The organism is Dactylosporangium sp. CA-139066 (assembly GCF_050936175.1).
In the GTDB taxonomy this organism is placed as follows: domain Bacteria; phylum Actinomycetota; class Actinomycetes; order Mycobacteriales; family Micromonosporaceae; genus Dactylosporangium.
In genome coordinates this window covers 581,914-601,941 of record NZ_JBNJNH010000001.1, presented here as the reverse complement: position 1 = coordinate 601,941, position 20,028 = coordinate 581,914, and the positions used below count along the sequence as shown (strand labels likewise).

At 68.2% G+C, this 20,028-nt stretch carries 26 protein-coding genes and 2 tRNA genes; 8 read left to right on the top strand and 20 right to left on the bottom strand.

Annotated elements, in window-relative coordinates:
- Positions 1-22: 22 nt before the first annotated feature.
- Both ACQEVU_RS02855 and ACQEVU_RS02850 read left to right on the top strand, forming a co-directional pair.
- The gene (locus ACQEVU_RS02855) at positions 23-481 is read left to right on the top strand and encodes a peroxiredoxin (RefSeq protein ID WP_433320069.1); all 459 of its coding nucleotides are present in this window, start codon (positions 23-25) and stop codon (positions 479-481) included.
- Positions 482-602: 121 nt separating this feature from the next.
- Positions 603-677, top strand: a tRNA-Val gene (locus ACQEVU_RS02850).
- A 69-nt stretch (positions 678-746) separates the two neighbouring features.
- Here ACQEVU_RS02850 and ACQEVU_RS02845 read toward each other — a convergent pair.
- The 17 genes from ACQEVU_RS02845 to ACQEVU_RS02765 all read right to left on the bottom strand — a co-directional run bounded on the left by ACQEVU_RS02845 (position 747) and on the right by ACQEVU_RS02765 (position 12,042).
- On the bottom strand, positions 747-1,970 hold the full coding sequence (locus tag ACQEVU_RS02845; protein WP_433320066.1) for a tyrosine-type recombinase/integrase: 1,224 nt from the start codon (positions 1,968-1,970) through the stop codon (positions 747-749).
- Positions 1,963-2,163 carry a helix-turn-helix domain-containing protein gene (locus tag ACQEVU_RS02840; RefSeq protein WP_433320063.1) on the bottom strand — a complete coding sequence of 67 codons (201 nt, stop codon included), beginning with the start codon at positions 2,161-2,163 and terminating at the stop codon, positions 1,963-1,965. The genes ACQEVU_RS02845 and ACQEVU_RS02840 overlap by 8 nt, the downstream gene beginning before the upstream one ends.
- A gap of 37 nt (positions 2,164-2,200) precedes the next feature.
- Positions 2,201-3,913 carry a replication initiator gene (locus tag ACQEVU_RS02835; protein WP_433320060.1) on the bottom strand — a complete coding sequence of 571 codons (1,713 nt, stop codon included), beginning with the start codon at positions 3,911-3,913 and terminating at the stop codon, positions 2,201-2,203.
- A 130-nt stretch (positions 3,914-4,043) separates the two neighbouring features.
- Entirely contained in the window at positions 4,044-5,036 is a 993-nt protein-coding gene (locus tag ACQEVU_RS02830) for a hypothetical protein (RefSeq protein ID WP_433320057.1), read from the bottom strand.
- The gene (locus ACQEVU_RS02825) at positions 5,033-5,878 is read right to left on the bottom strand and encodes an NUDIX hydrolase (protein ID WP_433320054.1); all 846 of its coding nucleotides are present in this window, start codon (positions 5,876-5,878) and stop codon (positions 5,033-5,035) included. Before ACQEVU_RS02825 ends, ACQEVU_RS02830 begins: the two co-directional genes overlap by 4 nt.
- Positions 5,875-6,207 carry a hypothetical protein gene (locus ACQEVU_RS02820; RefSeq protein ID WP_433320051.1) on the bottom strand — a complete coding sequence of 111 codons (333 nt, stop codon included), beginning with the start codon at positions 6,205-6,207 and terminating at the stop codon, positions 5,875-5,877. The genes ACQEVU_RS02825 and ACQEVU_RS02820 overlap by 4 nt, the downstream gene beginning before the upstream one ends.
- A gap of 6 nt (positions 6,208-6,213) precedes the next feature.
- Entirely contained in the window at positions 6,214-6,615 is a 402-nt protein-coding gene (locus ACQEVU_RS02815) for a DUF6197 family protein (RefSeq protein ID WP_433320048.1), read from the bottom strand.
- Between the two features lie 13 nt (positions 6,616-6,628).
- Positions 6,629-6,859, bottom strand: coding sequence for a hypothetical protein (locus ACQEVU_RS02810; RefSeq protein ID WP_433320045.1), 231 nt, complete (start codon positions 6,857-6,859; stop codon positions 6,629-6,631).
- Positions 6,856-7,254, bottom strand: coding sequence for an RRQRL motif-containing zinc-binding protein (locus ACQEVU_RS02805; RefSeq protein ID WP_433334758.1), 399 nt, complete (start codon positions 7,252-7,254; stop codon positions 6,856-6,858). Before ACQEVU_RS02805 ends, ACQEVU_RS02810 begins: the two co-directional genes overlap by 4 nt.
- A 4-nt stretch (positions 7,255-7,258) precedes the next feature.
- Positions 7,259-7,552 carry a hypothetical protein gene (locus ACQEVU_RS02800; RefSeq protein WP_433320042.1) on the bottom strand — a complete coding sequence of 98 codons (294 nt, stop codon included), beginning with the start codon at positions 7,550-7,552 and terminating at the stop codon, positions 7,259-7,261.
- Complete coding sequence (locus ACQEVU_RS02795) at positions 7,549-7,965, bottom strand: DUF6197 family protein (RefSeq protein WP_433320040.1); 417 nt, start codon at positions 7,963-7,965, stop codon at positions 7,549-7,551. The genes ACQEVU_RS02800 and ACQEVU_RS02795 overlap by 4 nt, the downstream gene beginning before the upstream one ends.
- Positions 7,965-8,687, bottom strand: coding sequence for a hypothetical protein (locus ACQEVU_RS02790; protein ID WP_433320037.1), 723 nt, complete (start codon positions 8,685-8,687; stop codon positions 7,965-7,967). Before ACQEVU_RS02790 ends, ACQEVU_RS02795 begins: the two co-directional genes overlap by 1 nt.
- Positions 8,684-9,229, bottom strand: coding sequence for a DUF6197 family protein (locus tag ACQEVU_RS02785; RefSeq protein WP_433320034.1), 546 nt, complete (start codon positions 9,227-9,229; stop codon positions 8,684-8,686). The genes ACQEVU_RS02790 and ACQEVU_RS02785 overlap by 4 nt, the downstream gene beginning before the upstream one ends.
- Positions 9,230-9,325: 96 nt before the next feature.
- The gene (locus ACQEVU_RS02780; RefSeq protein ID WP_433320031.1) at positions 9,326-9,604 is read right to left on the bottom strand and encodes a hypothetical protein; all 279 of its coding nucleotides are present in this window, start codon (positions 9,602-9,604) and stop codon (positions 9,326-9,328) included.
- Positions 9,601-10,479, bottom strand: coding sequence for an FtsK/SpoIIIE domain-containing protein (locus ACQEVU_RS02775; RefSeq protein ID WP_433320028.1), 879 nt, complete (start codon positions 10,477-10,479; stop codon positions 9,601-9,603). Before ACQEVU_RS02775 ends, ACQEVU_RS02780 begins: the two co-directional genes overlap by 4 nt.
- Positions 10,480-10,603: 124 nt before the next feature.
- Positions 10,604-11,554 (bottom strand): hypothetical protein, encoded by a 951-nt coding sequence (locus tag ACQEVU_RS02770; protein ID WP_433320026.1) that lies wholly within the window; start codon positions 11,552-11,554, stop codon positions 10,604-10,606.
- Between the two features lie 131 nt (positions 11,555-11,685).
- Positions 11,686-12,042, bottom strand: coding sequence for a hypothetical protein (locus tag ACQEVU_RS02765; RefSeq protein ID WP_433320023.1), 357 nt, complete (start codon positions 12,040-12,042; stop codon positions 11,686-11,688).
- Positions 12,043-12,212: 170 nt separating this feature from the next.
- Here ACQEVU_RS02765 and ACQEVU_RS02760 point away from each other — a divergent pair, with 170 nt between their 5' ends.
- Complete coding sequence (locus ACQEVU_RS02760; protein WP_433320020.1) at positions 12,213-13,097, top strand: GntR family transcriptional regulator; 885 nt, start codon at positions 12,213-12,215, stop codon at positions 13,095-13,097.
- Positions 13,090-13,596 carry a nucleoside deaminase gene (locus tag ACQEVU_RS02755; RefSeq protein ID WP_433320017.1) on the top strand — a complete coding sequence of 169 codons (507 nt, stop codon included), beginning with the start codon at positions 13,090-13,092 and terminating at the stop codon, positions 13,594-13,596. The genes ACQEVU_RS02760 and ACQEVU_RS02755 overlap by 8 nt, the downstream gene beginning before the upstream one ends.
- Before the next feature lie 22 nt (positions 13,597-13,618).
- Here ACQEVU_RS02755 and sepF read toward each other — a convergent pair whose 3' ends face one another.
- From sepF to ACQEVU_RS02740, 3 genes are all read right to left on the bottom strand, one after another.
- Positions 13,619-14,677, bottom strand: a complete 1,059-nt coding sequence (sepF, locus tag ACQEVU_RS02750; RefSeq protein ID WP_433320014.1) for a cell division protein SepF — start codon at positions 14,675-14,677, stop codon at positions 13,619-13,621.
- Complete coding sequence (locus tag ACQEVU_RS02745; RefSeq protein ID WP_433320011.1) at positions 14,670-15,092, bottom strand: hypothetical protein; 423 nt, start codon at positions 15,090-15,092, stop codon at positions 14,670-14,672. The genes sepF and ACQEVU_RS02745 overlap by 8 nt, the downstream gene beginning before the upstream one ends.
- 1,295 nt (positions 15,093-16,387) lie before the next feature.
- The gene (locus ACQEVU_RS02740) at positions 16,388-16,726 is read right to left on the bottom strand and encodes a PadR family transcriptional regulator (RefSeq protein WP_433320008.1); all 339 of its coding nucleotides are present in this window, start codon (positions 16,724-16,726) and stop codon (positions 16,388-16,390) included.
- Between the two features lie 291 nt (positions 16,727-17,017).
- Here ACQEVU_RS02740 and ACQEVU_RS02735 point away from each other — a divergent pair.
- From ACQEVU_RS02735 to ACQEVU_RS02720, 4 genes are all read left to right on the top strand, one after another.
- Positions 17,018-17,081 (top strand) — tRNA-Val (locus ACQEVU_RS02735).
- A gap of 409 nt (positions 17,082-17,490) precedes the next feature.
- Positions 17,491-17,832 carry a hypothetical protein gene (locus ACQEVU_RS02730; RefSeq protein ID WP_433320005.1) on the top strand — a complete coding sequence of 114 codons (342 nt, stop codon included), beginning with the start codon at positions 17,491-17,493 and terminating at the stop codon, positions 17,830-17,832.
- Complete coding sequence (locus ACQEVU_RS02725) at positions 17,829-18,182, top strand: hypothetical protein (RefSeq protein ID WP_433320002.1); 354 nt, start codon at positions 17,829-17,831, stop codon at positions 18,180-18,182. The genes ACQEVU_RS02730 and ACQEVU_RS02725 overlap by 4 nt, the downstream gene beginning before the upstream one ends.
- 1,097 nt (positions 18,183-19,279) lie before the next feature.
- A complete protein-coding gene (locus tag ACQEVU_RS02720; protein WP_433319999.1) occupies positions 19,280-19,906 on the top strand; it encodes a hypothetical protein in 627 nt (208 codons plus the stop codon).
- Positions 19,907-20,028: the final 122 nt, after the last annotated feature.

Here is a 20,028-nt window from a genome sequence, read left to right as displayed (position 1 = left end):
CGACATCAGGCATATTCGAGGTATGACAGTGGATGTCGGAGATCCGGCACCGGATTTCCTCTTGCGCAACCAGAACAACCAAGAGGTGTCCCTCGCGTCGTACCGCGGCCGCCGGGCGGTGCTGCTGGTCTTCTACCCCCTCGCGTTCACCGGCACCTGCCAGGGCGAGCTCACCGGCCTGGAACGCGACCTCGCGTCCTTCCAGAACGACGAGGTCCAGGTCCTGACGGTGAGCGTCGACAGCCCGTACGCCCACAAGGTCTGGGCCGACCGCGAGGGCTACACGTTCCCGCTCCTGTCCGACTTCTGGCCCCACGGCGAGGTCGCCCGCGCGTACGGCGTCCTGAACGAGACCAAGGGCTATGCGAACCGCGGCACGTTCCTCATCGACCGGGCGGGCATCGTCCGCTTCGCCGAGCAGGTCCCCGCCAGCCAGCCACGCGACCAGTCCCGCTGGCTCGGTGCGATCGCGTCCCTTTAATGCCGGGCACCGGCGGCCGGCTGCCGGTATGGTCGTTCACCAGCGCGTTCCTGCCCGACTGGGTCGTTGGGACGCGGTTCGGTACCATCTGGTTACCCGTTCCTCGGTTGTCGAGGGACAGGGGCGCGTAGCTCAGCGGAAGAGCACCCGCCTTACAAGCGGGGGGTCGTTGGTTCGAACCCAACCGTGCCCACCAGCAAGGAACAGGCCGTTTGCCGTCAACCCGAGGCTGACAACGGCCACGTGTAGCAGCGCCTGTAGCAACTCAGTCCAGCCGGTCATCAAGCCGCTTCATCCCCTCGCGCATCGCGTCGAGGTTGGTGTGCGCGTAGATCTTCAGCGTGATGTCCACGTCCGCGTGCCGGGCGATGGCCTGCACCAGGTGCGGCGGGACCCCCAGCTCCAGCAGCAGCGTGACCATCGTGTGCCGCAGGTCGTGCAGCCGGACGCCCGGCAGGCCGGCGCGGGCCCGCACACCCTCGAAGTGCCGGTTGAGGTTGCGCGGCTCCATCGGGGTGCCGACCTCGGAGGGGAAGACGAGGTCGTGGTCCTGCCAGCGCTCCCCCATCCGCTCTCGTTCGGCCTGCTGCCTCTGCTGGTGGTCGAGCAGCGTGAGCCAGGTGAGTTCCGGCAGTGGTAGGAGCCCGTCGGAGCCCTCGGTCTTGGTGTCCTGCAGGACCAGGCCGCCGGCCACCCGTTGCGCTGTCTTGTCCGGCAGCCACGTACCCCGGTTCAGGTCCAGGTCGGCCCAGCGCAGGCCGAGCAGCTCGCCGCGGCGCAGGCCCATCGTTGCCGCCACCACGTAGAGCGGATACAGGCGGTGGCCCTCTACGGTCTTGAGCAGCGTCCGCACCTGGTCGACGGACAGGCCGCGGCCGACCTTGTACCGCGGTGCCTTCACCTTGACCAGCATTGCCACATTGCGCGGCACCAGCTCGTCCCGGACCGCATGGGCGAGGGCGTTGCGCAGGACCGCGTGCACGAATTGCACCTGACGAACGCTGGGCATCCGCCGACAGCACTTCCCGCGTGAGCAGCACTGCTTATCCGGGCCGCGCCGCTTGTCCAGTCCGGCGGCGCAGCACTGGCACTTCTCGCGGAACGCGGCAAGAAATGCGCGAATGTCATGGGCAGAGAGTTTGTCGAGCCGCTTGGACCCGAGGCCGGGCATCAGGTGGAGCCGGACGACGCTTTCGTAGCCCTCCATCGTCTTGGCCCGCAATTCCCGGGCATGCACCTGCAACCAGTACGGCAGATAGTCACGCATCGGCCAGGACCGGTCCGGCACCGGAATCCCCTTGTGCGAGTTGGCGACGAGCTGCACGAGCTGCTCGTGGGCCTCTTCCCACGAGTCGCCGTAGACAACCTTGCGCCGACGCACGCCGGAGGTGGTCAGCACGTACGCGGCACCGACCCAGCGACCGTCGGACTTGCGCTGATACACGCTGCCCTCGCCGTTTCGCCGCCGCGGCTTTGCATTGTCAGCCATGCTGCTTCTCCCATCCGTCCGGCATTTCGAGAAGCCGGGCCACCAGTTCCTGGCACGCGACTGCCGGAATGCGGCGCGAACGACCGAGCTTTACCGACTTGAGCAACTGCAGCCGAATGAGGTCATATACGGTCGAGCGACCCACGTTCAAGACCTCGGCCGCCTCGGCGGCGGTCAACAACAGCTTTTCCACGTTTCCTTTCCTCCGGATATCCGGTGTCCGATACGAATTACGCGGCGTTGGGCATGCCGGATGCGTAGGTTGAGCCAATCTCGTGGGCCTGCTCTTCGCGGGCGGCATCGCGGCGGGCGCGGGCCATCGCGGCGGCGGTGTTGGCCAGTGCGGCGTCGCCGATGGTGCGCCAGCCGACGCCGGCGAAGGTGAGCAGACCGACGACGAGGGTCGTTTCCTCGTCGAGGTGGTCGGCGAGGCGGATCGGCTGGTCGGGGCCGGTGGCGTCGGCGGCGCGGCGGAAGATGACCCGGTTGGCGCGTAGCAGGCCGAAGGTGACCGGGTGGCGGCGGGCCTTGGTCAGGAAGTGCCCGGCGAAGCCGAGTTTGTGGGCGGCGCGGCGCAGGCCCTCGTAGGGGTTGGGTTTGCCGTCGCGGGCCGGTCCGGTGTCAACCGTTGGTTGACGTTCGCGGTCGCAGTGTGGGCAGGCGGCGAGTCGGGTCCAGGTGCGGCAGTCCGGGCACTTCCAGGCCGCGTCGGGGCGCGGGATGTGGCGGCCGAGGTGCCAGCAGGCGTGGATGAGCCGGGCGTTGTGGTCGCCGGTGGGGTCGGCGTAGTGCTCGACGGTGGCCGGGGTGATCCGGGTGGAGAGATGGCCGGTGGCCTCGGTGGCTTTGGTGGCGTACTTGGCCAGGTATCCGGCGACCATGCCGTCGGTGACGGCGCCGGTGCCGGCCAGGGCGATCTGGCGGATGTCGATGCCCTGCTCGCCCCAGGTGACGGGCCAGCCTTCCGGCCGGTCCGGGTGGGCCGGGGTGACGAACGCGGCGCGGGTCGCGGCGGCGATGGCGTCGTGCAGGTCGCTGTAGGTCAGCGGTGCGGGCGGCGGCAGCGCCTCGGCGGGGTCGGCGGCCGGGTCGTGGCCGTCGAGGCGGATGAGCAGGTGGTAGTGCACGACGCCGCGGGCCTGGTATTCGGCGACCTTGCCGTAGGTGACCTTGACCGGGGCGACGCGCTTGACCCGGCCGCCGCCGTCGGTGACGAGGTGGGACGGGATGCCGAGCTCGCGGCAGCGGCGGGCCAGGGCCCGGCCGAGGGCGATGGAGGTGCGCCGCCACAGTTCGGTGGAGAACAGGTTCCACACGACCTGGTGTCTGTGGTCGTAGCAGTCCAGGCACAGCGGGCGGCCCAGGACGGTGTCGCCGGGTTCGTGGCGGGCCCAGCACACGGCGGGCTGGCCGTGCTCGCAGCGGCCGGGGCCGTTGGAGCGGGCGTGGCAGGGGTCCGGGCGGCAGGTGCAGCGGCGGCGGTTGGGGCAGGTGTGGTGCCGCACGGCGCGGGTGTGGACGGCGCCGAACGACGGGGCGGTGAGGGTGACGAACGCGGCCGGGTGCTTGGCGACGCTGCCGGGGACGCCCTTGCCGCCGACGAGCATGGTGTGCAGCACCTGGTAGGCGTCGCGCTGGTAGGTGCGGGCGCAGGCCGGGCAGAAGGAGGCGCGGCGGTTGCCGCAGGCTTTGTAGATGACGCCGTCGGGCAGGTGCTCGGTCGGGGTGTGCCGGATGATCTGGGCGCCGCCGGTGCTGGTGCCGCGGACGGTGAACAGGTCACCGGCGAGCCGGACGGGGCGGGTGCAGGCGGCGGCCGGGCTGATGTGGTCGAGCCAGTCGGCGTAGTCGGGTTGCACGACCCGGACGGCGACGTGGTCGCGCAGGGTGACCGGGTTGGACGCGTGGGCCTGGGCGAGCAGGCCGGCGGGGGTGTCGCTCATCCGGTCACCGCCCGGGTTCCGGCGACGGGGTTTGACACGTACGTGTCAGGGGTGGTGGGGGTCGGCTCGGCGACGGCGCCCACCCCCGGGGCTGTGGTAGCTCCGGGGGTGAGGGTCAGCGTCGAGACGGTCACGCGATGTGCTCCACGGCGGTGCCGTTGGCGGCCATGGCGGGCTGTCGCAGCCGGTTCGGGTCGAGGTCGAGCAGCGCGAGGACCTGCTTCGCGGTGTCGGAGTCGACCTGCAGCCGGGCGGCGAGCTGTCCGGGGCGGATCAGTACCTGGTTGGCCTCCAGGTGCGCTTCGGCGATGTGCCGGGCGCGGGTGAGCAGTGCGGCCGGGACCGGGAGCTTCGGCGGCTGGGCGGCGTCGGCAACGGTGACAGAGAAGTCGTGTGCGGACGCGGCCGGTGCCTGCTCCGGGGCTGGCGGCACGATGTCGTGCCGGGGCGCGGTGGAGTCGGCCTGCTCGGTGGATGCGGTGTTGGTGGTGGCCGGTACGGATCGGGCCGGGGGCTCGTCGAGGCTGGGGTCGGCGCCGGGCACCGCAGCCGATTCGGGCGCGGCGGCCTGGACCAGGCCGGGGGCGATGGCCGGTCGCGGCGCGGCGACGGCGGTCGTCGTGGGTGCGTGGACCGTGGCGGCGAGCGGTGCGCTCGCCGGTTGGGTGCTCGTGTCGGCCGGCGTGGTGTCGGCGGCCGGGGTGGTCATGTGTCGGGTGGCGATGATGGCGCCGGTGGCCATCAGCATGAGTCCGTCGATGGCGATCGGGCCGAGGCGCTGGACGATGGGCTCTTCGCCGTAGTAGGCGAGCAGGCCGGACAGGTGCCGGTAGGACACCAGGGCGGCCACGAACGCGACCGGGGGCAGCCCGGCCCAGCGCAGCAGGTGGTAGCTGACCTTGTTCGGCCAGGGGGTGCGGGCGAGGATCTCGACCGCGACGAACAGCACGACGGGCCAGGCCATCGCGCTGATGACGGCGCCGGGCTCGGGGCTCCAGGTGTCCGGGGCGGTCGCCGGCCGGATGAAGGAGTGCGCGATGTTGGCCGCGACGGAGATGGCTCCGCCGAGGATGGCGCCGGTGTAGGCCCATCCGCGGCCGGTGGCGGGTGCGGTGCGGTTCATTGGTGGCCCTCCTCGCTGAGGTGGTAGGGCGAGCGACACGCCAGTTTGTTGATCATGGAGAGGTCGCCGGGCAGGAGCTGGATGCGCCCGGCGGTGTAGAGGAAGTCGGCCCAGACGGGTTCGAGGCCGGGGGCGGCGGCGAACTCGGCGTCGGACATCAGGCCGTAGGCGTAGGAGACGGTGCGGTAGGCGAGGTCCTGCAACTCGTCGCGGGTGTACCAGCGGGGGTTGCGGGTCTCGTCGGGCTGCGCGGTGAGCGTGCCGGTGGCCTGTGCGGTGTAGACGGTCCAGTCGTGGCCGGGGCCGGAGGCCAGGTGACGGCGGCGGCAGACGTTGCTGCGGCGCCAGCGGCCGAGCAGGTCCAGCGAGGTGATGGTGAGGCCGGTCTCTTCGCAGACCTCCGCGCGGGCGGTGTCCTCGGCGGTGCCGTGCTCGTCGATGTGTCCGGCGGGCGGTGCGATGCCGGCCGGGGCGTTGACCCGCTCGATCATCAGGATGCGGTCCTGCGGGTCGGTGATGATGACGCCGACGCTGTAGCCGTCGCAGTCCTTGTCGACGTCCGGCTGCGGCAGCGTCTGGGTGCGGTAGGCGTCGGGGTGCCAGGTCTCGAGGTTGGGGGCGCGGTTGCGACCGAACGCGGTGGCCGCGTGGGCGAGGTCTTCGGTGATGGCGTCGAGGTGGTCGGTCAGGTCGTATCCGGTGTCACGGACGCTGCTCGTGACGGCGATGACGGCGCTGATGGCCAGGTTGAGTGCCTCCCGCGGGCTGAGGTCGAGCGAGACGGACCTGCCGAGGTCCAGCGGGACACGGACGTTGCCGAGGGTGTACGGGTCGGTGGTCATCGTGCTGCTCCTGCCGTGAGGATGAGGGCGGCGGCGTCCGGGTCGTGGGCGCCGAGGGTGTCGAGCCGGGTGGCGATGGCGAGGGCTTCGGCCTGGATGGCGCGGAGCCGGGCGTGGATTTCCGGGCTGCCGGTCGTCAGGCCGTACTCGACGAGGGTTCGGTTGGCGGCGGTGATGTGCCGCTGCTCGGCGCGCAGCCGGGCCAGGGCGACGGTGAGCCTGTGCGCCGTCGGGTTGGTGATGCAGAAGGAGTCGACGTCGGTGAGGGGGCAGCGGTCGGCGACGGTGTCGCCGACGGGCTGCCGCAGGGCGTCATGGGTCGGGGTCATCGCCGGTCAGCTGTTCTGCCGGTCGTGGGAGGCTTCCAGGTCGTCTGCGGCGTTGCGCAGGGTCGTGGTCACCTCGGACAAGGTCCGCTCGGGCTGCTCGTTCCACAGCGGGGCGCCGTGGTCGTAGCCGTGCTGGCTGCGCAGGTATTGGTCGAAGTACTCGGCCGTCGCCGTGAAGACGGCGAGGTCCTTGGGGTCCATGAAGGGGTTGAGGTCGTCGAAGGGGTCGTAGACGGCGCGGCCGTACACGGCGACCGAGATCGCACCAACGACGTCAGCGGACGGGAACCGGTCCGGGCAGAGGTAGAAGTAGTCCAGCGGGAACCAGCCGAACAGTTCGAGGTAGGTGGCGGCGTTGCGCAGAGCGGCCGCCGAGGCCAGCGGGTTCGGAGTCATGTCAGGGGTCATGTCGGGTCTCCGTTCACGTGGTGAAGCCGGTGCAGGGGCAGTCGGGCCAGAGGCAGGCGCCGGCGAGGTTGCGGCCGGTGCAGGTGCCGTTGGGTGTGTGGATCGCCGCATGGGTCGCGGCGGTGTGCCGGCCGCGCACGTGGCGGCAGCGGCAGCGGTCGGACCAGGTCGTCCCGGTCGTGGGTCGCGTGCAGACCCGCTCGTGGGTCGCGCGGTCGGCGCGCGTGAGCGTGCTGGTGGTCATCGGGTGCCGTCCGGGATGCAGTCGAGGCATTCGCCGTAGCGGCGGGGGATGTAGTAGGGCCTCTCCTGGCCGCAGCTGGTGCAGGTGCGGCGGGCTTGCAGCGCTTTGCCGACCGCGGCGAGCTGGGCCGGGGTGGCGGTGCGCTTGGCCTTGGTGTGGGCGATGTCGTAGAGGTAGGCCACGCGGCGGCGGCCCTTGTGCCGCCACAGGATCTGCGCGGCGATGTCCTGCCCGCCAGGGCGCAGGTTGCTGTTGCGCAGCTGGCGGCGGGTGACGAGGTGGGTCGGGGCCCACCGGTACGGGTAGGTCGGCAGGCCGTAGCGGGCGCCGTCCGGGTCGTAGAACTCGACCTTCATGCCGAGCGCGACCTGGGTGTCCAGGACCGGAATGCGCATCGGGTCAGTCGCCGGTGCCGTCACGACGCTCACCGCCCCACCGCTTGTGCGCGGCCTGCCGGGTAATCCCGAGCCGGGCGGCGATCTCCTCCCACGAGTAGCGGCGACGGTGGTTGCGCAGTCCGGTGACCGCTTCGCCAATCGCGGCGTCGAGGTTCTCGGACAGGGCGACCATGTCGGCCAGGGCCTCGATGTCGCCAGCGGCGACACGACGGGCGTAGGCGCGGATGATGCGCCTGGTGAACGCGGCGAACTCGTCGTTCTCCACCACGGCGCGGCGGCGCGGACGCGGGCTCATCGGACGTCACCAGCCGATGAGGCGTACTCGTCGGCGGCGGCCCGCAGGGCGGCGACAACGTCGGCGGCGGTGCGGTCCGGGTGGTCGTTCCAGCCCGAGACCGTGTTGCCGTGGCGGTCATCGACGTACTGCTCGAACCACAGCACCGCGTCGGAGAACGCGTTGGTCGGTGTCGAGGTCAGGGCGACGTAGCTGCCCCACGGGTCCCGGCGGACCCGGCCGTAGGCGCCGTACGAGATCGCGCCGATCGCGCAGGCCGCCGGCAGTGTGCCGGACTGCTGGTCGGTGCGGCGGGTGCCGCAGGCGAAGTAGTCGGCCTTGTGCAGGCCGTGGCGGTCGATGTAGTCGGCGGCGCGGCGCAGCGTCTCGGCCACGCCGGGCGTCAACTTCGGGTTGACGGTGTTCTTGGGCATCAGGACTCCTCGGTGTCGTCGGTGTCCTCGGCGTCGCACGCGTCGGTGGCGGCGCTGCCGGTGGTGTCGATGGGGTCCTCGGCGTCGGGGTCGAGGAACGGCGTGCCGCAGACGCCGCAGAGGATCGGGCCCTCGGTGAAGACCGAGGTCGAGACGCGGATGCGGCGTGGGCAGGCGCATTCGGCGCTGACGCCGTTGTTGTTGTTCGCGCGGCCGGTAGCCCCGGTGGGGTCGGGGTGCCGGTAGGCGGACATGACCGCGGCGAGGTGCCGCAGCGTGACCGCGTAGCGCTGCGCGGTGGTGTCGGGCAGGGTGGACACGGACCAGCCGATCCGGTCGTCCTTGGTGACGGTGATGCCGACCTCGTCGGCGAGCTGCTTGAACTTGGCGTTGTGCCAGCGGCCCTGGCGGCTGGTGTCCTGGATGCCGCGGGCGGTGGCGAGGCCGTGCGCGGCCTCGTGCAGCAGGGTGCACAGCACCTCGGCCGGCGTCCGGGACAGTCCCTCGCCGGAGACCATGACCTCCGGCAGCTGGGTGTCGCCGTGCTGCCACCGCGAGGTGGCGAAGTGGCCGAGGGTCAGCGCACTGCCGGACTTCGCTGCCGAGCCCGAGGCGACCACGAGCACGGCGGCCGGGACCTCGGGGTGGAAACCGCGGATGACGGTCCACGCCGCTTCGAGTTCTCGCACGAGCGCGGCGGTGGTGAACGGGCTGGCGGTCATCGGGGGCCGCCGGTGTAGGTGATGTCGTAGGCGTCGGCCGCGGCCCGCATGGCGGTGATGGCCTCGGTGGCGGTGCGGCCGGTCTCGTCGTTCCAGCAGGTGACGGCGTGGCTGCTGTAAGCCAGCCAGCCGAGTAGATGCATGTCGGTGTCGGTGAGGCCGAGGTGGTCGGCCAGGGCGGCGATCGCCATGTCGACGTGCCAGCCGAGGACGCCGTCGAGGACGTCGCCGGGCATGGGCTTGCCGTAGACGGCGGCCCGGACGGCGCCGGTGATGTCGGCGGCCGGGAAGAGTGCGGACGGGTCGCGGTAGCGCTCGCCCTGGATCCAGCCATGGTGGTCGAGGTAGACGGCGGCGCAGCGCAGCGTGTCGGCCGGCGTCCCGTACAGGTCGACCGCGACGAGCTCGGCGGCCTGGTCCTGCGCGGCGAGGGCGAGGTAGCGCTCGATCTGCTCCTGCTCGTACGCCGCGACCTCCTCCGACCAGGCGGAGAAGTAGTCGCCGGGCAGGTCGACCGGGGCCGGTTTTTGGGTAGGGTGCACGGCAGCCACGTCCTTTCGTGAAGGGCTGTTGGTGTGGTTGGGGCGGCGGCGCCAGGTCTGCCGGGAAGCTGGGCTGGTGTCGCCGCTGGAACGCCGTTACTGCTGCTGCGTGGTGGCGTGTGCGATGAAGTGGTCGAGCAGTCGCAGCAGGCGCGCCAGATGGGCGCGGGCCCCCCGACCGGGGGCGAGCCGGATACTGAGCCGGACCTCGGCGTACTCGCCGCGGTCGGCGTGCTGTACCCGGGTCAGGGTGAAGGTGCCGACGCTTGGCGTCGTGCGGGTGATCGGTTGTGCGCGGTGCTCGCCCAGGCCGCAGGTGTGGTCCTGCGCGCACCAGTCGGTGTGTCCGCCGCGGCGGAGCAGGAAGTGGTTCATGCCGCCCTCACCAGGTCGGGCCGGTACGGCAGTTTCGCCGGTGTGACGCCACCGGCGCGGAGCCGTTCGGCGTGGTTGCGGATGCGCTTGATCTCGGCATCGGTCAGGTAGGCCGACTTCGCCAGCTTCGGCACGCCGCCCTCGGCGATGAGGAACCCGGCGCCCTGGTTGTTCGGGTCGATGGTGTTGGAGCTGTAGCCCTGCGCGGCCCAGCCGTGCCCGAGCACGATGTCGGACGACGAGTCGGTGGTGCACCGACCGGCGAACCGCCACGCGAACAGGTCCCGCAGGCTGGTCGGGATGATGTCCGACGAGGGACGCTGCGTTGCGGCGACGACCATGATGCCGACCGCGCGGCCACGGGCGACGACGTCCCGCAGCAGGGTCGAGAACTTCTCTTGGCTGGTCTTGTCCCCGGCCGTGGCCGAGAAGTAGGCGATCTCGTCGACCGCCACGAAATAGGCGTCGAACGTGTCGCCAGGATCGATCTTCCGGCGTTCGCACCAGTCGAGGTACTCGTAGCGGTTGTCCATCATCCGCTGCACTCGCCGCAGCAGCCGGATCGCCAGTTCCGGGTCGGGACCGACGAACGCGTCGGCGACCCGCTTCCACAGGCCCAGCTCGACCCGCTTGCCGTCGAGGAGAATCAGCCGGCAGTCCAGGCTGAGTGCCGCATGCGCGACGAAATTGTTCAGCAGGGACGACTTACCCGCGCCGGGCTCGCCGCCGATGATGAAGTTGCGGAAGATGATCGGGACGTAGATCGGGTGGCCGTACTCGTCGATGCCGAGGTAGACCGGGTCGAAAATGGACAGGGAGAAGCTCGGCGGCGCGTCGTCGGAGCGCTGGCCGAGCGGCGAAACAGGCGCGGCCATAACAGGTGCTCCAAGGTCCGGAGTGGGGCGCGGGACATGGCGTCGAAGAGGACTGGCCCCGCGCCGACACGACAGGGTTGGGGGTCCCGCGTTGACACGTACGTGTCAGCAGCGGGTTGTGGGATCAGATGAAGGCGTCGAGTTCGTCGTCGAGGCTCAGCGTCGGCGACTCGTCGTCGGTCTTCGGTTCGCGGGCCTTCCGGCCGCGGGGCTTCGGCTCGTCCGCCGGAGCAGTCATGAGGTCGTCCAGGTCGAGGTTGAGGTCCACCGCGGGAGCCGGACCGGGCGACACCGGCGTCGGGTCATCCGGGCCGACCATGCCGACCAGCGGCGAGGCGACCGTGTGGCGCAGCGGATCACGCCGGGCGATGTCGACACGGATCAGCGCCGCGTACGGCGAGTCCGACCGGGTCACCCGGACGCTGGTCGCCCAGCACGTCACCGCCATCTTGTCGATCCGGCCCTCCAGGTCGCTCAGCGCGAGCCCCGGACGAAGCCAGATCCAGGCCCGCTCCCCCGCAGGAGTCGGCCGGGCCCACAGGATCAGCGGCGGGTTGCCCGCCTGGACCGAACCGGCAGCATGGATGAACGCGGTGAAGCACACGCGCAGCCGATGCCGCACGATGACACACCACACCACCGCCACCAGGCGACGCCGCACCGGCTCCAGCAGGCCCAGCACCGCGGCCAACGCCAGCACCACAGGCAGCGTCACGTACAGCGGAGCGGCGTCCATCAACGCCGTCCAGCCGGACACCAACAGCACCGCGGTACCGATCTCGACCGACCAGTGCCAGAAGATCCGCAGCACCGGCCAGAGCAGCACCAGCAGCCCGACCACCGCGCCGGCGGCCAGACCCAGCCCGATACCGCCGAACAGGCCGACGATCGGGTGATGGTCCTGCGACAGCACCACCGCGGTCAGCACGCCGACCACACCAGCGGTCACCATGAACGCGATCAGCGCACGACGCGCCCACGACCGGCGCACATTCGCGTCGATCACCGTGACCTGCGGGCCACGGAACATCTTCGACACCAGACCCGACTTGCCCGGGCCGCTAGACTTGAACATGACACGTCCTCCCTACACGGGAATCAAGGACTGTTGATGCAGGACCGGACCCGGGGTCGCAGCGACGCCAATCACTGAGCGACCCCGTGTCCGAACACCCCGAACGCAGGGGTTGTGGTGGTGGAACAGGTTCAGGCGACGGACTGCAGGCGCGCCACGTCGACCGGGACGATCTCCTTCGCGCGGAAGCTGATCCCCTGGCGGATCGGGTCGCGGTCGTTGCGGCCCTTCGACGCCCACGGGATCATCTCCAGCCCGACCATCTGGACCGGCTGACGCCACCGCAGATCCGGCTTCACCGGCGACGCGATCGACACGTCGACCTGGTTCGCACCCTGGTCCTCGCCCATGAACGCCATCACCTCGACCACCCACACCGGGTGCCCCGACACCGGGTCGTGCTTCTGCACACCCTTCTCGTCGACCTTCGGCACGGCCGTCTTCGCGACCTCGAACTCGTAGCCCGACGTGTCCAACAGGTACTTCATCCGCTGAGCCACTTGCGGCCCTCCTCCATGACGGAGCGCATCTGCGCTCTCCACAGCGAGGCACATCGCCCCGCCAGTTCGTGAGTTTGTATGCAAACTCACAAGCAGCAAGGTACGACATCGAAGCGGGTCACGCAAGAGTTTGCGTACAAACCTGCGAGGATGGGGGCATGGAACCCCGTCCCACAGCCGTCCAGCCGCCGATCAGCCTGCGGATCGCTGACGACATCCGTATGCAGATCGAGGCCGGCGACCTGGCCCCGGGCGACTCCCTGCCGACGTTGGCAGACCTCTGCGATCGCTGGGATTGCTCGATGAGCGCAGCACGCGGAGCAATTAACCTGCTCAAAGCACAGGGGCTGATCTCAGCCGGCAGAGGCAAAGCGCCTACAGTACGCATCCCACCGCGAAGGGTGGTGCGCTCGTCCGAGCGGCATCAAGTCGAAAAGGATCTCGCACTACTCAGCGAGTCCGAACGAGCGAGCCTCGGCGAGGCCGAGACCAACCTCAACATGTCCATCGCCGAGCAGCGATTCAGCTCCCACTACGACGTGATTCCGGCCAGCAGAGAGCTGGCAGACGTCTTCCGCATCAACGTGGGCGACGAGCTGCTACGCCGTCGCTACGAAGCCGTCGATCGCAAGACCGGTCATCACCTGTCCTACAGCGTGGCGTACATACCTACGGCGCTCATCGCCAGCAACCCGGCCCTGCTGGACGAGCGAAACGAGCCGTGGCCGGGTGGCACTCAGCACCAACTCTCCACCGTGGGCATTGAGATCATGTCGATGGTCGACGAGGTCACGGCGCGGATGCCGACGACCGTCGAGGTACAGATGTGGGGCCTGCCCGACGGCGTGCCACTCATCTTCTGCCGACGGATTTCGCTCGACGCCGAAGGCCGTGTGGTCGAGGTGTCAGACGCCGACTATCCAGCCGACCGCACCGAACTCCACTTCGTGACGCCACTAAGGCCTTGGCCGCGTAAACCGTGGGAGACGCAGTCGAAACCTCAGGCCACGGCACGCCGCGGAAAGGAGTCAACGAATGGTTGACGAAATCAGCTCAGTTGACCGCATGTTCCTCGAACGGGCCATCGACATCTCCCGCCACGCGCTGGAGGACGAAGGCAAGACCCCGTTCGGTGCGGTCGTCGTAGTCGCCGGACAGATCGTCGGCGAGGGTACGAGCAGCGTGGTCGCCCTACATGACCCAACCGCCCACGCGGAGGTGATGGCACTACGGGACGCTGGCACGAAGCTGCAGCGCCACCTGATGCCAGATGGCGTGATGTACGCCAGTAGCGAGCCTTGCCCCATGTGTTTGGTGGCTTGCTATTGGGCACGAATTCCACGCCTAATCTTCGGCGCCAGCAGCTTCGACGTAGCCACCTACGGTTTCGAAGATCTTCAGCTCTACCGCGAGCTTACTCTCCCGGTTGAACAGCGATTCCTGATCGAACAAGCCGCGGACGAAGACCTGAGGAGCCGCGCGAGCCAGGCGCTCCGCGACTGGGCCGAAAAACTTCCCGTGCCCGTTGAACCGAAGTACTAGCCGGACGCGTCGGGCCTAACTTTCAGAATACCTCTGGCCTAACGGTTGTACGGCGGACCTCAATCCCCTCGCCTGCCGAAGTCAACTGACGAACAAGCGCCGCCCGGCCCGTTACCCCGAACTTACGAAGAAGACTCCGCAAAAGATAATTTACCGTATGCGGACTCAAGCTCATCCGTCTAGCGATTTGCGCGTTGGTAAGCCCCGAAATCAGGTGCCGAGCTAATAGACGCTCCTTCTCCGTCAACGTTCGCTTTACACTATTTGGTCGGGGATCCGGGGGTTGCGCAACATCTGGTAGAGGTATCGCTCGCAAATAGGACGCCACTGCACGCCGCAAATCATCTGGCAGCGGCGTAATCGCACGCTCCAATTCACTTCCCCAGCGAGCCCGACGCGCCTCATCGATTAGGGATGCCGCCGCACGCCGCGAGTAGTCTTGTTGAGGCACCACACTCGGCAAATCAAATAGCAGAGGATCTCCCGCGCGCCATACCAAACGACTCACGCGCCCAGGCGCAATGGGAACCTCCGGGCCGGGCAACAGCAAGAATTCGCGCGAACTAAAACGCCGAAATACACCACGAACTCCCCTCGTTAGTCCGGCGGCAAAATCAACTAGCCGCTTCGCATCAACGTCGCTGACTTCCGATAAGTCTAGGATAACCGGCACATTTTGTAGGACGACGTTCGCGACTTCCGCCGCATCGCCGTAGCCAACTGGCTTCAGCCGACGAGGAAAGTCGTGCTCTTGTTCCAGCACCCGACTAACTTCAGCAGGCAGAAACTCTTCAGGCAAACTCGCCTCATGTCTCGACGCGGTGGAATCACGACGATGCCCGCCTGTACCCGAGTCGGAGTCGGCTTCGTGACTCTTCACATAGACATCAGGCGAATCTCCAACCCAATCACCGGCCACAACATCTACTACACGCCGGAGAAATGGGTACCTACCGATCACAATCTTCGGTCCTACATCCGGCACATCATCCGAAGCCCAATCGCCAGCAACAACGCCAGCCACACGGCCGGCAAAACTCTTTGCGTTGATTCCACCGCTTGCGATGCGCACCTCAGTCACCCCCAGCCCCAGAGTACTCCGCCATAATAGCTTTCAGCACTGCCCGCCCAAGGCGAGTGCCGTGCTGAACAAGCGTCGGCGCCGAGAGGCCAACCAAGAACAAGGCGAGTGGCTGATCCGACCATCCCACAATGGGCTGGGTAGCAACAACCGAAGAAAGCGCCGCCGCGCATGCTATGCGAATTAATAGACCAACGAAGAACGGCGCACGCTGCCGGTCCTTCGTCCATGGCCAGCGTTTGAAGGTCAGCATGAAAGCGCTGATCTTGGTACCGTCGGCGACTGCTGCGCCAACGGCGCCCAGCAGCAGGCCGAGCCACCACGAGGTCACAAGACATACCCCAGCTTCACCCGTTAACCATCCCACCGTCGGAAGGCGGAAGTCGATAGCCAAAAGTATCGACCAGTAGACCAATGCCGTTCTAGCTCCCTGGCCCGCCGCGATGTCGGGCGATGGCCGCCGGACCGCGTCTGACCGCGTCACCTGTGAGAACTTTCTATACAGGTTCAAGGCGGCCCGAAGCGGGCCGCTCGCCCGCGCCGCAACGGGGCCGGCGCAAGCGCCGCGCCGCTCGCCCTCTGCCTTCGGCGCCGGGCGGCGGCGTTCCAGCCCCCGGCGCGGGCGAACAGCACAACAGCTCGGGCCGCTAGGACACAGGCGAGACCCGAGCTGTGAAGCTCGCGAGGCTGGAGGTCCGCAGCCGAATGACGACGAGGACCAGGGCGTGAGGGCCGAGCAGACTGCGCTTTGACTCGGACTTGCGGTGCGGCAACACCCTCCCCGCCGCCATCTTCCCTTGCGTGATGGCCCAGCTTGTCAAGGTCGTTCGTCCAGCCGGGCGCTCCACCTTGACAAGCTGGGCCATCACGAGAACCTGGCACCGGTGAGGGCGCCGCCGCTGTGAGTGGTTGCAGCTCGGACATGCCGGCTCCGCGCGCCGCCCGAGCTTCGGGCGTCAACCTGCGGTTGACGCTCACCCGCTGGGTGGCTGGCCGCATAGGTCAATTGCATCCGACCGTCGTTGAGTTTCTTACTACTCGGTCCGCGCGTAGTTACGTTGGTGGCGCACTATCGCTTATCTCCAACGCTTCGAGCTGGCCGTCTTGAGCCGTGCACGCAGTCAAGTGTGGTGCCGTGGCTTTCGTCTTCCGCGTCGACGGCAGGCCAGCTAGAGTTATTGTCCTTCGGCGATTGTCGACTTCCATTTCAAATGTTCCGCTTCTTATAACTCGAACCCGGGGGAGCAATCTTCGACCCCGAGTTTCCGCCGCCTCGTATAGCATCGACATGAGTTTCCCGATTGTGATAGCTTCCGCGCGCTCGTTGGCCACAGTTCGGCGCACCATGACAACATAGCTATTAAACCGCTCTTTCCTTATGCGCTCGGCGGCAACCGGGTAGAAGACCGCCAGAACGGTGTCCCAAGCCTTGATGGCCGGCCAGGCATAGACATTCCGGTTAGCGCTGAAGTTCACAACTGGAACCAGGCGGACCACAATACTGCACGCCTTAACTAGCTTCGTAAGTTTCCCCGGGACATCTTCGATTCCAGCAAGCCACTCCTCTCTATAGCGTTCCGCCTTATGCGGATTTCCTACCTGCTTTGCTCCCCACTCCAACAGGCGTCGAGCAAGCCATGGTGAAACCTCGCCAATCTCAGCCAAAATCACCGGCACAACCACTGCAGACAAGACTGCCCAAATCATCGGTCACGCGCCCTGAAGTCCGGTGAAACCAGGAATTTCACCAACAGACAAGCGTGCTTGCCGCGGTCGTCGCTCTTCGAGAACTTTGCGAGCTGCGCTGGCGCCGTCTGGACTCAGTTTGTAGAACCTTCGACGGGGTCGACCCTCGTTCTGAGCATTGACGTCCTCCCAATAGCTCTCCACCCACCCAGCATCTTCCAGCCGGCCCAGGATGATGTAGACACTCCCAGTTGGCCGCCCGGCAGCCTTAGCCAACGTAAAGCCGTGGAGATCATCTCGTGATGACAGAAGCACGGACAAAACATCCAAGATGGCGGGCGTAATGCGACTCAGCCTCTCCATGAGACTATCTTTACATATGAAGAGATGGCTCGCAAGTAACGAGAGCTTCGCCTCACGCCCGCCACCCTCGCACGAGAACGTGATCTCCCCCGGGCCGTCCCTGGGCTGTCGAAGTGCGGCCAGTTCCGATGCGGTCGCATACAGCGTGAGCAGGGTTGGACAGACGAGGCGACCTGTACGCCGAGAGCAGTGCCCCCGCTGTAGCGCCACCTGTAGCAACGTCTGTGGCAGTCCAGCGATCCCTGAACGTCGATCAAACGGTGCCGCCGACGTCGCGGATCGCCAAAGGTCGGCCGGCCAGCGGCGCTCGGACCTTACAAGCGGGGGGTCGTTGGTTCGAACCCAACCGTGCCCACAGTGTTTTCTGCGCCTTCGGCGCGGCGGGGGTTCCCACCCGCACCCCCATGGCCGCTGCGCGGCCACTGACCAGCGCTGCGCGCGGTCAGCGCAGCCACTCCCCCGGCGGCATCACTGCGCTCTGCACCTTCGCTGGACGGACCACCACCTCGGCGTCCGCACGGGTCCGCGCCAGGTTCGCTGTCACCCACCCAATCGCCGCGTCCCGTCCGGGTTGGACTGAGCGTGATGCGTTGTGAGGCTGGCCCAGCGCGCCACTTCTGAAGTAGTGTTGAAATGTGTCCGCTGCACCGTTGGAATCAGTCCCCTTCTCCGAGCTGCTGCGTCAGCCGGCCGAGACAACGGATCGCCTGACGCGCGCGCGGGCGGTACGCCTCCGGCGACGTGACGCGGCGGACCTTGTGTTGATGTCGGCCGAGCGCGCCGACGCCGAGGCGGAGGTCATCGACGTGACCTCGCGGCTGCTCGCCGGCGTCGCGCGTCGCGACCCGCAACTGCTGCGGGAGGTCTTGCCCAACGCGTTGCCGTGGGTCCGATTCCTGCCCGTGGCCGACATCGACGTCATGGCGGCCGAGTTCGTGTCCACCACGGAGGCCGCGGCGGCGATCGGCAACACCGCGGCGGTCTCGCAGCTGCTCGTGGAATGGCGGCACACCGCCGAAGTGCACGCCGACCCGGACCTGTACAGGACGCTGACCGCCCAACCGCTCGACGACTTCGGACCCGTAATGCGGCCGGAGGGGCAGTGAGCGCCAAGCGCGGCGACCGGGCGGCCCCGCCGCCTCGGCCCGGCGGCTATGCGCTGCGTTTCGCGTCCAACGACGCCGCCAAGGGCTGGGAAGAGCTGTGCCGGCAGGCCGGCGCGAACACTCGTGCGGCGTTCGACGCGATCGAAGCGGACCCCTGTCCCGCCGTCCCCACCAGCCGGCAGCACCCGCTCAAAGGCAGCCTGTCCACAGACACGCACGGCGGACGAGCCCTGGCCCAGTGGCAGTACGAGGTCACCGCAGGCGGCCGGGTCTGGTATCTCGTCGATCACGACACCCGCACCTGCTGGATCAAGCACGCTGGCACAGGCCATCCGAAAGCGACGGACTGACCCGCGCCGGATCGCTCCTGGTAACAACGTCGGACGCGGCCTACTGCGGCCAGGGACGCATGAGGCGGCTGCCGTACGGCAACGCTTACGACAACCGCCGCGAACTCCCCCGGTCGCCGGCGATCCGCGCCGGACGGTTCCTGCACATCAAGAACATGCATGAATCTCGCCGGACGGAGCGGGCAGAACTTACAAGCGGGGGGTCGTTGGTTCGAACCCAACCGTGCCCACAGTGTTTTCGGCGGCTTCGCCGCGGCGGGGGGTTCCCACCCCGCACCCCCCATGGCCGCTGCGCGGCCACTGACCAGCGCTACGCGCGGTCAGCGCAGTCGCTCCCTCGACAGCGATCGCCGCGCTCTGCCCCGAGGCTGGACGGACCACCGCCTCGGCGTCTGGGCGGGCCCGCGCCGGGTCCGCCGCCACCCCGCCCGATCGCCGCAGCCGGCAGCGGTATGGCCGCCACTCGAGCGGGCCGATGGAGGCGGACTCCGGGGATGCCGCTGGCCTGACTGCTGAACACGGCACCGGTGGATCACCTGGGCTGAGCCGCCTCGCGTGACGGCGACCAAGTCCGTCCGACACCGACACCGCGTCGACGGCCCACATCCTCCGGTAGGCCGTGCCTTCTTACGGCAACGCTGACGGCAACCGCCGCGAACTTCCGAGGACAGCCCGGATCACCGGCGAATCGTCTCGGCACGTGACGGGCCCGAGCGAAGCGCGACGGACGGATTGCCGCGCACCGCGAAGCAGTGTTCGCGCCGGTATGAGCCGTAGGTGACGTCCGGCAGGTGAGCAGACGGCAACAGCAATACCGCCTTACCGGCCGGACGCGACACCGGCCCCTGGGCATTTCCTGTGGAGTAGCTTGTCCCTGAGCCCGTCCGCAAGGCAATGAGGGCGCCCGGCCTTTCGGCCGGTCAGTCGGCTGCCGGGCCGTACTTCAGTACACACGTGAGCGCGCTTTGTTGCGCGCAAGTGCGTGCTGCTCTCGTTTCCTACGTCCCCCGCCACGAAGGCGGGTCGATCCCGCCTGCTCAGTTTGTCCGCATGTCTCGAAAAAGACCGACACAGAAGATCGACACAGGGAGGCCAACATGAAGCAACACATCAAACGCGCCGCCATCATCCTCGGCGTCGCAGGAATGATCGTCGCGGGCGTCGGGGCAACGGCCATGGCCACCGGCGCCAAGCACACCAGGATCCACTTCCAAATGGTCCGGTCCGCGGCCTCGGAGGCGGCGGGCGACAATTGCCTGCCCAAGGCCAAGGCCGAGGTCACCGTGCAGTCGAAGGGGTCGGTCGAGGTGATGACGATCATTGCGAGCGGCCTGCCGAAGAACACGGACTTCGATCTGTTCGTCATCCAGGTGCCGAACGCGCCGTTCGGCATGTCCTGGTACCAGGGCGACCTGAACTCCAACAAGTGGGGCGTGGCCACCGGCACGTTCGTCGGCCGGTTCAGCATCGAGACGTTCAGCGTGGCGCCCGGCACCGCGCCGGCGCCGGTGGTACACCCCTCGGACGCCTCGTCGAACCCGGCGACGGCCCCGGTCCACCAGTATCACCTCGGGCTGTGGTTCAACTCGCCGGCGGATGCTGTGGCGGCCCACTGCACGGGCTCGACCACACCTTTCAACGGCGACCACACCGCGGGCGTGCAGGCGCTGAGCACGAAGAACTTCCCGAACGACCACGGTCCGCTGCGCGACCTGCAGCCGTGACCCAGGGCAGACGGTGACATGCGGCCAGGCGCGGCGACACGGTCCCCGCCTGGCCGCCGTCGCAGCGGGCCGAGCCCACCAGCGTCGGCGCCCCCGGCGAGCCGCGGTGCACCGACCACCGC

What these genes read in the sequence shown, in the direction of transcription:
- ACQEVU_RS02775 (WP_433320028.1), bottom strand. Translation starts at nt 10,479, where the DNA reads ATGGCCGCGCCTGTTTCGCCGCTCGGCCAGCGCTCCGACGACGCGCCG.
- ACQEVU_RS02855 (WP_433320069.1), top strand. Translation starts at nt 23, where the DNA reads ATGACAGTGGATGTCGGAGATCCGGCACCGGATTTCCTCTTGCGCAAC.
- ACQEVU_RS02765 (WP_433320023.1), bottom strand. Translation starts at nt 12,042, where the DNA reads ATGAAGTACCTGTTGGACACGTCGGGCTACGAGTTCGAGGTCGCGAAG.
- ACQEVU_RS02805 (WP_433334758.1), bottom strand. Translation starts at nt 7,254, where the DNA reads ATGCGCATTCCGGTCCTGGACACCCAGGTCGCGCTCGGCATGAAGGTC.
- ACQEVU_RS02835 (WP_433320060.1), bottom strand. Translation starts at nt 3,913, where the DNA reads ATGAGCGACACCCCCGCCGGCCTGCTCGCCCAGGCCCACGCGTCCAAC.
- ACQEVU_RS02820 (WP_433320051.1), bottom strand. Translation starts at nt 6,207, where the DNA reads ATGACCCCGACCCATGACGCCCTGCGGCAGCCCGTCGGCGACACCGTC.
- ACQEVU_RS02770 (WP_433320026.1), bottom strand. Translation starts at nt 11,554, where the DNA reads ATGTTCAAGTCTAGCGGCCCGGGCAAGTCGGGTCTGGTGTCGAAGATG.
- ACQEVU_RS02800 (WP_433320042.1), bottom strand. Translation starts at nt 7,552, where the DNA reads ATGAGCCCGCGTCCGCGCCGCCGCGCCGTGGTGGAGAACGACGAGTTC.
- ACQEVU_RS02740 (WP_433320008.1), bottom strand. Translation starts at nt 16,726, where the DNA reads ATGGAGAGGCTGAGTCGCATTACGCCCGCCATCTTGGATGTTTTGTCC.
- ACQEVU_RS02730 (WP_433320005.1), top strand. Translation starts at nt 17,491, where the DNA reads ATGTCGGCCGAGCGCGCCGACGCCGAGGCGGAGGTCATCGACGTGACC.
- ACQEVU_RS02795 (WP_433320040.1), bottom strand. Translation starts at nt 7,965, where the DNA reads ATGCCCAAGAACACCGTCAACCCGAAGTTGACGCCCGGCGTGGCCGAG.
- ACQEVU_RS02780 (WP_433320031.1), bottom strand. Translation starts at nt 9,604, where the DNA reads ATGAACCACTTCCTGCTCCGCCGCGGCGGACACACCGACTGGTGCGCG.
- ACQEVU_RS02720 (WP_433319999.1), top strand. Translation starts at nt 19,280, where the DNA reads ATGAAGCAACACATCAAACGCGCCGCCATCATCCTCGGCGTCGCAGGA.
- ACQEVU_RS02815 (WP_433320048.1), bottom strand. Translation starts at nt 6,615, where the DNA reads ATGACCCCTGACATGACTCCGAACCCGCTGGCCTCGGCGGCCGCTCTG.
- ACQEVU_RS02790 (WP_433320037.1), bottom strand. Translation starts at nt 8,687, where the DNA reads ATGACCGCCAGCCCGTTCACCACCGCCGCGCTCGTGCGAGAACTCGAA.
- ACQEVU_RS02845 (WP_433320066.1), bottom strand. Translation starts at nt 1,970, where the DNA reads ATGGCTGACAATGCAAAGCCGCGGCGGCGAAACGGCGAGGGCAGCGTG.
- ACQEVU_RS02810 (WP_433320045.1), bottom strand. Translation starts at nt 6,859, where the DNA reads ATGACCACCAGCACGCTCACGCGCGCCGACCGCGCGACCCACGAGCGG.
- ACQEVU_RS02830 (WP_433320057.1), bottom strand. Translation starts at nt 5,036, where the DNA reads ATGAACCGCACCGCACCCGCCACCGGCCGCGGATGGGCCTACACCGGC.
- ACQEVU_RS02755 (WP_433320017.1), top strand. Translation starts at nt 13,090, where the DNA reads ATGGTTGACGAAATCAGCTCAGTTGACCGCATGTTCCTCGAACGGGCC.
- ACQEVU_RS02825 (WP_433320054.1), bottom strand. Translation starts at nt 5,878, where the DNA reads ATGACCACCGACCCGTACACCCTCGGCAACGTCCGTGTCCCGCTGGAC.
- ACQEVU_RS02760 (WP_433320020.1), top strand. Translation starts at nt 12,213, where the DNA reads ATGGAACCCCGTCCCACAGCCGTCCAGCCGCCGATCAGCCTGCGGATC.